Source organism: Aquimarina litoralis (genome assembly GCF_039523995.1).
Lineage (GTDB): Bacteria > Bacteroidota > Bacteroidia > Flavobacteriales > Flavobacteriaceae > Aquimarina > Aquimarina litoralis.
Genome location: NZ_BAAAGE010000003.1, coordinates 903098 through 916838, shown reverse-complemented (window position 1 = coordinate 916838; position 13741 = coordinate 903098). Strand labels below are relative to the sequence as shown.

General features: G+C 32.1%; 14 protein-coding genes. 10 read left to right on the top strand and 4 right to left on the bottom strand.

Annotated features, from left to right (window positions below; translation table 11 throughout):
* The first annotated feature begins 27 nt into the window (after positions 1-27).
* Together ABD077_RS18290 and ABD077_RS18285 are read left to right on the top strand one after the other, a co-directional pair.
* The gene (locus ABD077_RS18290; protein WP_343913681.1) at positions 28-1197 is read left to right on the top strand and encodes a CARDB domain-containing protein; all 1170 of its coding nucleotides are present in this window, start codon (positions 28-30) and stop codon (positions 1195-1197) included.
* A 162-nt stretch (positions 1198-1359) separates the two neighbouring features.
* Positions 1360-2097, top strand: coding sequence for a hypothetical protein (locus tag ABD077_RS18285; RefSeq protein WP_343913680.1), 738 nt, complete (start codon positions 1360-1362; stop codon positions 2095-2097).
* A gap of 76 nt (positions 2098-2173) precedes the next feature.
* Here the strand turns inward: ABD077_RS18285 and ABD077_RS18280 are convergent, their stop codons facing one another.
* The 4 genes from ABD077_RS18280 to ABD077_RS18265 all read right to left on the bottom strand — a co-directional run bounded on the left by ABD077_RS18280 (position 2174) and on the right by ABD077_RS18265 (position 7804).
* Positions 2174-4246 (bottom strand): M13 family metallopeptidase, encoded by a 2073-nt coding sequence (locus ABD077_RS18280; RefSeq protein ID WP_343913678.1) that lies wholly within the window; start codon positions 4244-4246, stop codon positions 2174-2176.
* Between the two features lie 266 nt (positions 4247-4512).
* Entirely contained in the window at positions 4513-4977 is a 465-nt protein-coding gene (locus ABD077_RS18275; protein ID WP_343913676.1) for an RES family NAD+ phosphorylase, read from the bottom strand.
* Entirely contained in the window at positions 4977-5429 is a 453-nt protein-coding gene (gene parS / locus ABD077_RS18270) for a type II RES/Xre toxin-antitoxin system antitoxin (protein ID WP_299607110.1), read from the bottom strand. The genes ABD077_RS18275 and parS overlap by 1 nt, the downstream gene beginning before the upstream one ends.
* Positions 5430-5482: 53 nt before the next feature.
* Positions 5483-7804 (bottom strand): hypothetical protein, encoded by a 2322-nt coding sequence (locus tag ABD077_RS18265; RefSeq protein ID WP_343913674.1) that lies wholly within the window; start codon positions 7802-7804, stop codon positions 5483-5485.
* Positions 7805-8161: 357 nt separating this feature from the next.
* On the opposite strand from ABD077_RS18265, the gene ABD077_RS18260 reads away from it, so the two are divergent.
* The 8 genes from ABD077_RS18260 (at position 8162) to moaA (ending at position 13700) form a co-directional block, all read left to right on the top strand.
* Positions 8162-8695, top strand: a complete 534-nt coding sequence (locus ABD077_RS18260; protein WP_343913673.1) for a hypothetical protein — start codon at positions 8162-8164, stop codon at positions 8693-8695.
* A gap of 129 nt (positions 8696-8824) precedes the next feature.
* Complete coding sequence (locus ABD077_RS18255) at positions 8825-10000, top strand: molybdopterin molybdotransferase MoeA (RefSeq protein WP_343913671.1); 1176 nt, start codon at positions 8825-8827, stop codon at positions 9998-10000.
* Between the two features lie 144 nt (positions 10001-10144).
* Positions 10145-10477 (top strand): winged helix-turn-helix domain-containing protein, encoded by a 333-nt coding sequence (locus tag ABD077_RS18250; protein ID WP_299607104.1) that lies wholly within the window; start codon positions 10145-10147, stop codon positions 10475-10477.
* Positions 10474-11046: a molybdenum cofactor guanylyltransferase gene (gene mobA / locus ABD077_RS18245; protein WP_343913670.1), complete on the top strand. Its 573-nt coding sequence runs from the start codon at positions 10474-10476 to the stop codon at positions 11044-11046. Before ABD077_RS18250 ends, mobA begins: the two co-directional genes overlap by 4 nt.
* On the top strand, positions 11037-11276 hold the full coding sequence (locus ABD077_RS18240) for a MoaD/ThiS family protein (RefSeq protein ID WP_343913669.1): 240 nt from the start codon (positions 11037-11039) through the stop codon (positions 11274-11276). The genes mobA and ABD077_RS18240 overlap by 10 nt, the downstream gene beginning before the upstream one ends.
* 51 nt (positions 11277-11327) lie before the next feature.
* Positions 11328-11765, top strand: a complete 438-nt coding sequence (locus tag ABD077_RS18235) for a molybdenum cofactor biosynthesis protein MoaE (protein WP_343913668.1) — start codon at positions 11328-11330, stop codon at positions 11763-11765.
* A gap of 2 nt (positions 11766-11767) precedes the next feature.
* Positions 11768-12682, top strand: a complete 915-nt coding sequence (moaCB, locus tag ABD077_RS18230) for a bifunctional molybdenum cofactor biosynthesis protein MoaC/MoaB (RefSeq protein ID WP_343913667.1) — start codon at positions 11768-11770, stop codon at positions 12680-12682.
* Positions 12672-13700 (top strand): GTP 3',8-cyclase MoaA, encoded by a 1029-nt coding sequence (gene moaA / locus ABD077_RS18225; protein WP_343913666.1) that lies wholly within the window; start codon positions 12672-12674, stop codon positions 13698-13700. Before moaCB ends, moaA begins: the two co-directional genes overlap by 11 nt.
* Positions 13701-13741: the final 41 nt, after the last annotated feature.

Here is a 13741-nt window from a genome sequence, read left to right as displayed (position 1 = left end):
AAACTATTTTTGCATTAAAACTATCTCATGCAAAAAATCTTTTACCTCTTATTATCTTTACTTTTTTCGAAAACTATTATTTCTCAGGAAATTGATTATTATATTCCAATAGCAATTACTATCTCAGATAATCCAGATCTTTTAGGTTCTCAAAAACAGATTTTCCAATTGTCATTTGAAGAAGAAATTCCCGAAACATTTTTTACCGATGATATCGTAACCTTTGATTTAAATATTTACAACCAATCTTCTTATCCAAGACCTCGTTTAAAGATTGAATACGCACCTTGTTATCAATGCGATCAAAGAAGAGGTGGCTCATTACGTCCGATTATCATAGAACCTTGTGACGAAGTAGTTATTCTAAGTGGAGATGAGGAATGTGATTCATTTCATCACCACCTTTTTCGAGGAGAAACCTTAAACTTAAAACAATTAGGTTTTAACGATTTACAATTACATCTTTCTTATTTCGACCAAAAAGAATCACAATTTATAACAGTAGCACAAAAAACTGAGTTATTCCAGGTATTACCGGTTCCTCCTGATCTAAAAGTAACACAAAAATATGCTTCTATAACTTCAGGATCATCTCGTAATAATGTAAAATTAAGTGCCACAACTCTGGTAAAAAACACTAGTAAAATTTCTACTGATGAAACAAGCGTCATTAATTATTATCTTTCAAGAGATTCAATTTTTGATCCTTCAGACATATTACTTACTAAAAGACAAATTCCCGAAATGAAGGGTAATCAAGAAATTACAGTAAGCATTGGGCAACAAATTTTTATTCCTCCATACTATGATGATATACCTAATAATTTTTGTTATCTCATAGCCTTTATAGACCCTGAAAATTTAATACTGGAAAAAGATGAAACTAACAATATCGATTCTTTTCATTTGTGCTCTGAAAGTGATGACTATCATGGAAATCAAATACTAGTATATCCCAATCCGATAGAATCTCATGTATATGTAGAAAGCAAAAGCACAGATATAAACGAAGTAATTACATTAGAAATTTATAACACCGAAGGAATTTTAATATACTATTCTACTTTACTACCTTTTAATTCTGAGAAAGAGAAAAACATCTATAGGTCGGAAAATCCTAACCTATCCAGAGGTTCGTATCATTATCGTTTTCAAATAGGTAAGAACATTATACACAAAACTTTGGTTAAAAAATAAAGTAGATTACCTGAAATATTTTTATAAGAACAAATGATAACACAAGAGATGTAAATTTATAAATCTGCGTATACTGTCTTTCGTAATTAGTAAATACCCTTATAGTTTAGCAATCGAAACGACGTCGATTCTTTTTTAATTCATCTTAAATCATTTTACAATATGAAAAAATTAAAAATTAAAATTTTAATGATGATCGTCGCTGGTCTTTTATTTTCTTGTGAGGAAAACGAAACCGCAGAAGATCTGCAACTCCTTGAATTGGATCACGATGTTATGATTACAACAAAAGGAGTGTTAGATTCTGAAGAAAGTCAATCGAAAAACTTCCGGGGATTCGAATTTAATTCAGGTACACTCTTTAGTAACGGATTACAAAGAACCTTAGATTTTTCTACCAGAACCGTTGCACATACCACACAATGGGTTGACTTAACAATTTCTACAACGGTAAATATCGAAAGTTTAGACAGATCCGAACGAAATTCTAATATTATTGCCACGGGAAGATCTGATATTCGATTAGATGGCGTTGGACAAGGATTAAGTCTTTTATATCGTAAACAAGGGATTTTTGGTAAAACAAAAGTTACTCCTTTTACCTCCGCTAGGTTTCATTCTAATGTAGTATCAAGTCAAAATATTTATGCTGAAGATGGTCCTATGCAATTAACCGTGCATGCAAATGAATTTGGATGGATGTGGATACGAATAAAACAAAATAATATAGAAAAGCACAGTGCATTATATCGTTTTACACCACCGTCCAATCCAAATAGCACCTTCTCTGGAGGAAGTATTCGTCTAAGTAGATTCGCTATTTCTGGTGGTAGCAATAATGAATTTGCTATTGCATCTTCAAGTTACAATGGTTATGCCGGTTGGTTTGAAGAACAATAAACTAAATCCATAACAATCTATAAAAAGTAAAAGCCCTGGAAAACCAGGGCTTTTATTAATATCATTTTTTGGTATGTTACCAAATACTCACTCTCTTTTCTGGAGCCAAGTACATACTATCTCCTTCTTTAATATCAAAAGCATCATAAAATGCTTGTACATTTAATAAAGGTTGTATTGCTCTAGTCGTTCCTGGTGAATGAGGATCTGTTTTAATTTGAGTTCTTAGAGCATCTTCTCTAATCTTTGTTCTCCACACGGTAGCCCAAGACATAAAGAATCTTTGTTCTGGAGTAAACCCATCAATATCTTCGGGTCTTCCATTTTCTTCTAAGTGCATTTGTAAACCATCATAAGCACCTAAAACACCTCCTAAATCACCGATATTTTCACCAAGTGTAAATTTACCATTGATAAAAACACTATCTAAAACTTCGATAGCACTATATTGTTCCGCTAGAGCCGATCCTCGCTCTGTAAACTTTTTAAGATCACCGTCTGTCCACCAGTTTGAAAGATTTCCTTCGGCATCAAAGCGAGCACCAGAATCGTCAAAGGCATGTGATATCTCATGACCAATTACAGCTCCAATCCCTCCATAATTTACCGCTTCATCAGCTGTATAATTATAAAAAGGTGGTTGTAATATTGCAGCTGGGAAAACAATCTCATTAAACAATGGATTAAAATAAGCATTTACTGTTTGTGGAGACATTCCCCATTCTGATTTATCTACAGGCTCTCCAATTTCTTCAATATTCTTTTTGAAACTCCACTTGGAAACTGCAATTATATTTTCGAAATAAGAATTTCCATCTTTTACATCTAAAGTAGAGTAGTCTTCCCACTCATCAGGATATCCTATTTTAACCGTAAACTTATCTAATTTCTGAATAGCTTTTGTTTTTGTACTGTCACTCATCCAATCTAGAACTTCAATTCTTTTTTGATAAGCTTTAATAACATTAGCGATCATTTTTTCGGCCTTAGCTTTTGCCTCTGGTGGAAACTTTTCATCTACATATAATTGACCAATAGCCTCGCCTACTGAACCATTTACCCTAGCCAAAGCTCTTTCTTCTAATGGTCTTTGTTTTATTGCACCATTTAATGTTTTGCTATAAAAGTCCCAATTTGCCTTTTCAATCTCTGTAGAAAGTGACCCTGCAGCATTATTAAAAGTAGACCAACGCATCACAGTCTTAAGATCTTCTATGCTAGTATTAGCAAGAACATTTTGTAATGCTACCATATACTTAGGCTGCATAACGATCACAGAATCTAATTCTTTCTTTACCTCTAAATCCTTCATTAATTTATTCCAATCGATAGCGGGAGTCATTTCCGTTAATTGCTCCATCGATCTAGGGTTGTTAAAGTTTCTTGTGTCTCTACTTTCTATCTTATCCAAACGTGGTTCTGCCAATTTGGTTTCAATTAATAATATCGTTTCCGCATTTTTACGTGCTTGCTTTTCAGTCTCACCAATATATTGTAACATTCTGGTGATATGATCTAAATATTGTCCTCTTATTTCTTTAGATTTTTCGTCCTGATCCAAATAATAATCACGATCAGGAAGTCCTAAACCTCCTGGAGATATATAAGGAGCATTAACGGTACTATTACTCAAATTTGGAAACGACACTAAACCAGCGAAAGGTGCAGAAACAGGAGTTTCTAAAGCTAATACTGTTTGTAGATCTTTTAAATTCTTAATTGCTGCAATTTTATCTAAAGTGGATTTTAATGGGGTGATACCAGCTTTATCTCTTGCAATTGTATCCATAATGGATTCATAAATCAATATTGCTTTGTATTGATCTGTCCCTGCCGCATATTTTCCGCTAGCTTTCGCTTTAGCTAAAATATCCAATACATCGTAATCAGTTTTTTTCCTTAAGACTCCGAAACCTCCCCATCTGGTTCTATCTTCAGGGATTTCGGTATTCTTCATCCAATTTCCATTTACATAATTATAGAAATCTTCTTTTGGACTCACAGAAGCATCCATGTTATCTAAGACAATCCCTGGAATCTTTTCTATTTTTGCAATAGTTTCATCTTGCCCTTCTTCTTCTTTTTTGGATTCATTCTTGCAACTGACGAAAGCAATTGAGAGTGCGACCAAAAAATACACTTTTCTCATTTTTGTATACATTTTATTAGCGAATTAAGTTTAGTTATTCAAAATATGACGTAAAAATTGAGGATTTGTTACTTATTTTGAATCATGCAAGTTAGATAAATTGTAAAAATGAAGGAAATTCTTTACAAAATTTAACGAACCATAACATTCATCACTAAACATAATGTATTGATTTACAGAAAAAAAAATAAATCATTACCAATATGTTAACTTTATATTAACAATTCGATAATTTATCTTTTCTTTCCAGATTGACTGATCGTCTGTTAGAAAACAGATTTTAATAATCTAGAATCAAAATCGAAAGGTTCGATTTCTATTAATTTTACTAAATCAAAGTTTGGATGTAATGGATTAATCAATAGATTTTGCTCTCTTGGCACAATGATACTTGGTACTTTTAAACCCAAGTATTTATTCTCTGATATCCAATTCATAGCAAAATGTTGAATACCTGTAGATGGAGGTATTTTATTCCAATCCTTGGGTAATTCCTTTATATCAATGGTAGATATTAATTCGTTAGGCACCTCGATAGTAGCTAAAGCCATATTATCTGGAAAGTAAGCCGCAGGAAGGTGAGCTAATACCTCTAAAACCGAAAGTGAAGAGCTTGTGCTTGTATACAAAACCGCAACCCCTTTTGGATTCCATCTACCTCCAACTGTTTTAGCACCTATTCCGGTAAGGTCACGAATGTATTTTTGTTTCGCAATTCTATATACTAACATTATGCAAAAATTCCATGCTCAATACGAATTAATTCTTCGTTTAATAACTGAAATCCAAATGTAGTATCAAGCAATTCCTTTGGCCTTTTAGTAGCTAATGCAACATTCGGAAGTTCCATCCATCTTTTAAAACGTTCTAAATCTCCAAAGATACTCTCTCCTCTTGCATAAAGTTTTGCCAATTGTAATGCTTTTGCACTAGCTTCTGTGCTAAGTTTCTTTTTTAATTCGTATCGTTGTATGGTACGTTCAGAAACATGTAGGACATGCGCAAGCTCACTAAGATCAAAATCTATAGTTTTAGCAAGATGTAACAATGCTCTTTTATCTATTCCGTTTCGCGATAATTCTATAAAATCATATACATTTCGTAGAGGGATATTAATATTTAAATATCTCAACAACCCCTGACTTTCTAGACTATCATAATCTAAAGGTGATACTGCGCTCATACATTACATTTTTTACATGACAAAAGTACAAAAAAAAATGACAAATGACTTATTTATTTTAAAATTAAATCCAAATCTGATTTAATTGTATCTAATCTAGCCTCCATAGATCTTATCGCTATTTTAGACAAGTACCTTCCTAAAGGTAATACGGGTTTTATCTTTTCTTCTTTTTTACGTTTAGAAACAGAATCTTCCAAATCTGTAGATGGTATAATCTCCGTTGGTTTCAACTCTACAATATAATCATCTCCCAATCTTTCCATTATTTCACGCGTATGACCATATCTCACATTCTGTAAGGTCGTTAAAGGCGCTGTTAACTGACTACTTGTTTTTGTTATTTTACGCTCTTCGCTATTAGTAATTAAGACATGCTTTATTTTTACTTTTTCAATCAACTCAGGAAAAGAATCTCTTAAAACTTCTATAAGCACTTCTTCGATACCTTTTGATACTCTACCTCCTATATTATCATAATATCCAGCATCTGCATACTGATCAGATGTCGTTTTATTCATTCCGTCTTTTTTTCTTACCTCACCTACTGGAGTAACAAAAGGAAAACTTGCATTAATCCTCATAGCAGTCGAAAGATCTATAGATCCATTTGGATAACTAGATTGTACTGTATCTATAAAATCATTCATCCCTTCTAATGATCTTAGATGAGCATACCTTACTGGACTAATTATATTATAATTTCCAGTTTGCGTATGTGTTGTATTAATCAATAACAAAGGTGGAATCTTAGCCTCTGATGTTTTACTATTTTTAGAAATTACTCCTTTATAAAAAGATAAAAATTCTTTGCTAAGAATTAGGTTCCCTTTTTCATCTGAAAAAAATTGCCCATGAGCTCGAATCCATTGATCTTCTAATAATTGCCCTCTATTTTTAAAATTAAACAAACTTGTTACTTCTTTGAATAAATCTCTTCCTAATAATGATAATAATGCAGCAGAGAGGTAATTGTCCTTATATATTATACTTGCTTTATAGCTTAAATTAGCATTCTCAATATCAGATTGAATTTTAAAATCTGCTTTACGATTTGATATACTAGCATTACGAGCTTCAGCAAAAAACATAGCATTCCCAACACTTCCTCCTGAAGCACCTGTTAACGAAAGTAGGTTTCTATCAAAATAAGCACCTTCTGATTTCTCATATAAATAACTGTGGGTTAGAAATGACCAAAGTCCTGCTCTCGAACCTCCTCCTTCTGATGATACCATGATAATTGGAAACTTATTATCGGTATTTAAAATATCATCCTTCCTACTTTTTAGCCAATGATAAATATACGTATCTAACGAAGCCCTGTCTACAGTGGTTTTCTTTATTTCTAGTTGATAATGATCCGAGTTATCTGTAAAAAACCTTGAAGAAAAAATACAGAGAATGGTAATAAGAGACAAAAGAGGTAATCTAATCTTTTTTCCTACTAAAATTAAAATAAAACAAATCATAAAAAGACTCAACAGCGATAAAACCATTATCGATAATGGATTTACTCCAGTAGCCCATTTTGGGTAAAAATTGAAAATAAAGAAAGAAATTAATATCAAAAAGCCACTTACCAAGATAGTTCCATAGAATAACTTCTTTGGAAAATTTTTAAGGAATTTATAACTATTAAAAGACAAAGAAAAAAACAATAAAGTCAAAGCACAATTAGCAAGAAACAACTTTCCTAGATCCTTTTCCGCTTGAGTATTTAGCGTTCCCAAGGAAATAATTAAAATCATTAGTCCAATAGAAATACAAAAAAATACAATTGTAGTATTTGCTATTTTATTGAGAAAATTCTTCAATAAAGTATATAACCTAGGTTCTGATAATAGTAACAACAAGAAAATTACTAATAGTAACATACTTGTTGGATCTAAAAACTTGGTATATGTATTTTCTAATCCAAATAATTCCATCGCATTAAGAATACTTAATGCAGATATCGCCAATAATAAAATCCCAAGAATCCTAGGTAATGTTTTTCTCATATGAATTCTTGTAGTATAAGAGTAACTTGCAGATTCACTCCTATCCTGAAATTTATAATGCTGATTAGGAATAAAACCTATAAGATTACGGATAGAAATATCCTTATAATTATGATAGTAAAAGTATTTAGGAATATTCCATATAATAAATGCCGATATTGAAAGTAAACTAAAATATAAAGGAACTTCTAATAAAAAGGTTTCTGTTTGGTTTAAAATCAGCAACAAATCTACTGTTTGAGGAAAATGCCATAACGCAAGGTATAGAAATCCTATAAAAATAATACTAATGATATTATTTGCTGATTCTCTAATTAGGCTTTTAAACCAGATACTAAAAGCTTGGAAATATAACAAAAGTTGGTTTTTCATCTTATTCAAATGTAGAACTAAAAATTCTGAAATCTCCCGTTACCTTAAAAATTACTTTTAAATTTTAAAATTACCTCCACACTTTCTCAAATAGCGAAAAAGTAATAAACTAACGCTCAATATGTTAATAAAAATATAAATTTTAACATTTGTTGAAACACCTGTGTTTACAGGCTAAATGAGATTTTTTATAAAAACCAGGTTTCCAAAATCAATATTTTAGTTATAAAAATTACGGTTTTCACATAAAAAGTTGTATCTTGTCGTTAAATAAGTGTTTTACAACGATAAAAATACGTCATAAGTGAGATAATTCTTACTTTTTTAATTGCAGTTTAACCCAAAAAACTGAACCTTATGAAAAGAATATTACCCCTAGTTACCCTACTTTTTGCAAGTGTGGCATTTGCAAACGTAAAAATTGACATTTCATACAAATTAATGTCAGTTACAGAGAACACCGTTATTAACGGATTAGACGAAAACACAGAAGAAGGTGTAATCTTTATTACAGAGAGTTTACACATCGAAAATGGTGTAAGAATTAAAATTAGAAATGCATGCTTAATCATATTAGGAGACATTTCGGGAAACGGAATATTAGATGTTGATGAATCAGCAACTGTAACCTTAGAAGGAGAAAAGAAAGGAAGAATCACTTTCATAGATAGATTTCTAGCCGATTCTACTTGCCAGCAAAGTACAGGTCTAGAAACATTTAAAGATATTAAAGAAGTACCTATTGGTCTTACTTACAGCCTTTACACCTTAACAGGAAGGCTATTAGACAATGGAAAAATAGATGAGTATATCCATAACTACAGAGATCCAAAAACCTATTTTATCAAAGTAGAAGGATATAAACTAAGAAAAATTGTTTTTAAAGGTTAAATCAATCATAAAAAAGTAAGGTTTTATGATAGCACGGTCCTTTGGACCGTGTTTTTTTTATTTTATCTCTATTATTTAAATTTAGGTTTACTTCACACAAAGCAATATTTTTACAGAAAATATTTGCACATGATTTCTGTAACTGAAGCACTATCTATAGTTTCTAATGTAACTTATACTCCAAAAAAGGCTACTGTTTTATTAAAAAATGCTGATGGTTTTGTCCTTAGTGATGATGTTGTTTCTCCTATAAACATGCCTCCTTTTCGACAATCAGCAATGGATGGATACGCTCTATCGTTGCATAATAACAACTCATATGAAATAATCGGAGAAGTACCAGCTGGCAGTAATATTAATTACTCTTTATCTCCCGGACAAGGAGTACGAATTTTTACCGGAGCTAGAGTACCTAATGATGCTGAAACAGTAATTATGCAGGAAAAAGTGCATAGATCCGGAAATCATATATCGATCGAAGATCAGGTGCTAAGTAATAGCAATATAAGACCTACTGGAGAACAAATTAAAGAAGGCGAAGTTGCTTTAAAAAAGGGAACGCAATTAACTCCCGCAGGTATTGGCTATTTAGCAGGGTTAGGTATTACCGAAGTTCAGGTATTTACTTCGCCTAGCATTGCTATAATAACCACTGGTAATGAATTAGTCACTCCTGGACTTCCCCTACAAGAAGGTCAAATCTATGAAAGTAATTCTGTACAACTAGAAGTAGCACTGAAACGGTTGAATGTTAAAAAAATTCAGAACTATACTGTACAAGATGATTATGAAAGTACAAAAAACACTGTAAAAGAAGCAATTACAAATCATGAAATAGTTCTAATAAGTGGAGGAATTTCTGTAGGGGATTATGACTTTGTAAAAGATGTATTAGCCGAGTTACAAATCGTCGAATTATTTTACAAGATTAAACAAAAACCTGGCAAGCCCCTATTTTTTGGTCGTAATTCGGATACTTTAGTATATGCATTACCTGGTAATCCTGCTTCTTCCCTCACCTGCTTCTACATATATGTTCTCCCCACAATTAGAAAAATAATGGGGATAACATCTGAAGGTTTAAAAAGAACTACTAAAGCTATTACAAAGGATTTTAGTAAGAAAGGAGACAGAGCACAATTTCTGAAAGCAAAAGTCTCTGGTAAAACCGTCGAAATTCTCGAAGGGCAAAGTTCTGCTATGTTATTAACGTATGCAATAGCCAATGCGTTAGTCTATATTCCTGAAAATATGAATACAATCTCCAAAGGGGATTTAGTAGAAACAATTATTTTACCTAAATAGAATTCTTATCTTTTTTGAGATAAAAAGCTGTTATTATTCAATAGTTCGTTTGAAATCTTATCTATTTTGAGAAAATCATAAAAATTTCTGAAAGTATCTTTTCTTCACTTTTTTCGTTATATCTTGCAGGAAACAACGGTGGAGATGTATCAAATAAAAAGTAGAATCTGGATAGAAGGTAAAGAAGGAGTTTTCCTTGGAGAAGGAAGAATAAAAATCTTGAAAGCTATCGCTTCTGAAGGTTCTGTTTCTAAAGCTGCTAAATCTTTAGGTATGTCTTATAAAAAGGCTTGGAACTTAGTAGATTCTATTAATAAAAATGCTTCAACTCCGGTTATCAAAACAAATACTGGAGGGAGTGGCGGTGGCGGAACTGAAATTACAGAGTACGGATTAAAAATGATCCTTGCGTTTGAAAACATTAATAAAAATTGTTGGGATTTTCTAGATGAGCAATTAAAATCATTACAGTTATGACTTTATCTAAGGATACAGATATCACTGGAATTATATTAGCAGGTGGAAAAAGCAGTCGCATGGGAGAAGAAAAAGGTTTGAAACTTCACTTAGGAAAACCTTTCATTTCTTACATCATCGGAGCCGTGGAAACTATTACCAATAAGATACTCATCATTACTAAAAATAAAGATTATGAAATATTTGGATATCCTTGTATTTCAGATAGCTACCCCAATTTAGGACCCGTAGGAGGCATCTATACTGGTTTAAAGAATACCTTAACTTCTCAAAATCTGATTTTGAGTTGTGATATTCCTTTTATCACTCCGTCTGTTTTACAAGAGCTGGTTTTAAAAAGTGATTCGAATTATGATGTCATTACCTATGAAAATACACCCTTGGTATCCTTATATAAATCCACCGTATTACCTACTTTTTTCGAAAGTATCCAGAAGAACCGTTTAAGTCTGTATAGAACTATGGAAGTACTAAAGGTTAAAAACATACCAATAAGGAATGATATGAGACCATTTTTAGAAAACATAAATACACAACAACAATATCAAGAAGCTATACAATGGAATTAAAGATTTTATACTTTGGGATGATAGCTGAAGCCACAAATTGTAATGAAGAAGAGATTTCCTTGCAATCGGGAAGTACTGTGGAACAACTAATTCATAAGCTAAATAACAAATATCATAAATTGAAGGATCTATCCTTTAATATAGCTATTGATAAAGAAATTTCGGATCATTCTACGCTTCTAAATGCTAATTCCGAAATTGCATTACTACCTCCTTTTGCTGGTGGTTAATCTGACAAAACTAAACGGTACATTCCAATAAAAAAAGAATAAAAAATACTAATGAAAAAAAGAAAAAATGTATTTGTAGAAGGACCAATTAGTCCCAGTTTTATCGCTAATTCCATAGAAAAACATCAAACAAAAACTACTATTGGTGCTCATAATATTTTTCTGGGTCAGGTACGTGCCGATGAGATAGAAGACAAAATGGTACAAGCAATTGATTATACTGCTTATCAAGAAATGGCTGAAAACAAGTTCCATGAAATTAGAGAAGCTACCTTTGATAAATTTGATCTTACTTGTATGCATATTTACCATAGTCTGGGAAAAGTAAAAGCAGGAGAAATATGTCTTTTCGTATTTGTTTCGGCACCACATAGAAAAGTAACATTTCAAGCATTAGAATACGTAGTAGATACTATAAAAAAAGAAGTGCCAATATTTGGGAAAGAGATTTTTGAAGATGAAACTCATACCTGGAAAGTTAATAATTAGAAATGGTAGATATTACACATAAAAACAATACCCTAAGAATTGCAACAGCCCAAGCTATTGTAAAAGTTGGTACTACAGAAACAATAGAAGCCATTATATCCAAGTCCATTCCTAAGGGAGATGTTTTTGAAATGGCTAAAACCGCTGGTTTATTTGCTGTAAAAAAAACAAGTGACATCATACCTGACTGTCATCCACTACCTATTGAATATACCGGTGTAGATTACAAAATAAATAACCTTGAGATTGTTATTGAAATGACAGTTAAAACTATCTACAAAACCGGTGTCGAAGTTGAGGCAATGCATGGTGCATCTGTGGTGGCCCTTACTATGTATGATATGCTTAAACCAGTAGATAAAAACGTAGAAATTAAAGAAATTAAGCTTCTTAGCAAAAAAGGAGGTAAATCTAGTTATAAGGATAATGGAGATCCTTATACCGCAGGGGTTGTAGTATGTTCGGATTCTATTTCCGCTGGTGAAAAAGAAGATAAAGCTGGTAAAGCTATTATTCAGAAACTAGAAGAATGTGGAGTGACTATAGAAAAATATATTATCATCCCAGATGAAAAAGATGAAATACAAAAACAAGTAAAAGAATTGCATAACGCAGGTAATGACCTTATCATCTTTACTGGCGGTACGGGATTATCTCCAAGAGATGTTACACCAGAAGCTATCAGCCCATTAATAGACAGAAGAATTCCAGGAATCGAAGAAGCCATTAGAAACTACGGCCAAAATCGTATGCCTTATGCCATGCTTTCTAGAAGTGTTGCTGGAGTTATTGGAGAAGCGATTGTGCTAGCATTACCAGGCTCTACTAATGGAGCAAAAGAATCAATGGAAGCCATATTTCCTGCCCTTTTGCATACTTTCCGTGTATTGAAAGGAGCTAAACACTATGGAAATTAATACAGAAGATTTGAGTACAAATAATAAGAACATATTAACGGATAATTTTGGGCGTAAGCATACGTACCTCAGAATTTCATTAACAGAAAAGTGTAATCTTAGATGCACTTATTGTATGCCTGCCAATGGAATTCCGCTAACTCCCAAAAAACATTTAATGACCTCAGATGAGATTTATGAAATTGCAAAAGGGTTTGTTGATTTTGGTGTAACGAAAATAAGATTAACTGGTGGTGAACCTATGGTTAGAAAAGATTTTTCGATCATATTAGAACGCCTCGCTAGTCTACCTGTAGAAATTGGAATTACGACAAATGGTGTATTTGCAGATCGTTTTATTCCTCTTTTGAAAAAAAATAATATTAAAACTATAACCATTAGTATTGATTCTTTGCAAAAAAATAAATTTCAGAAAATAACAAGAAGGAATGAATTTGACAAAGTCTGGAATACAATACAGTTATTTCATAACGAAGGTTTTGCAATAAAACTAAACGTTGTTCTTATTAAGAATTTCAATGACGATGAGATTATAGATTTCATTAATCTTACAAAAGATCAAAATATTACTGTTCGCTTTATAGAGTTTATGCCATTTGACGGGAATCAATGGAATATGGAAAAGTTAGTGTCTCTTCAGGATATTTTAGATAAAGTACATTATGCATTCCCATTACAACTCTCTAGATTAGAAGATCTTCCAAATGATACTTCCAAAAATTATAAAATTAATAATTACCAAGGTCAATTTGCTGTCATTAGTTCTGTAACTAATCCTTTTTGCGATACGTGCAATCGTATTCGCCTCACTGCAGATGGGAAATTGAAAAATTGCTTGTTTTCTGGAAATGAATTCTCCTTATTACAGCCCCTAAGAGATAAAAAACCTCTTGCTCCAATCATTGAAAATGCTTTGCAGCATAAATTTAAATCCCGAGGTGGAATGGACACCTCAGAAAAACTAGAAAACCCAGCGTTACATACCCAAAATAGAAGTATGATTAGTATTGGTGGTTAAGTCTCTATCAATCAATATTTTCATCCATTTATAAAAAAACC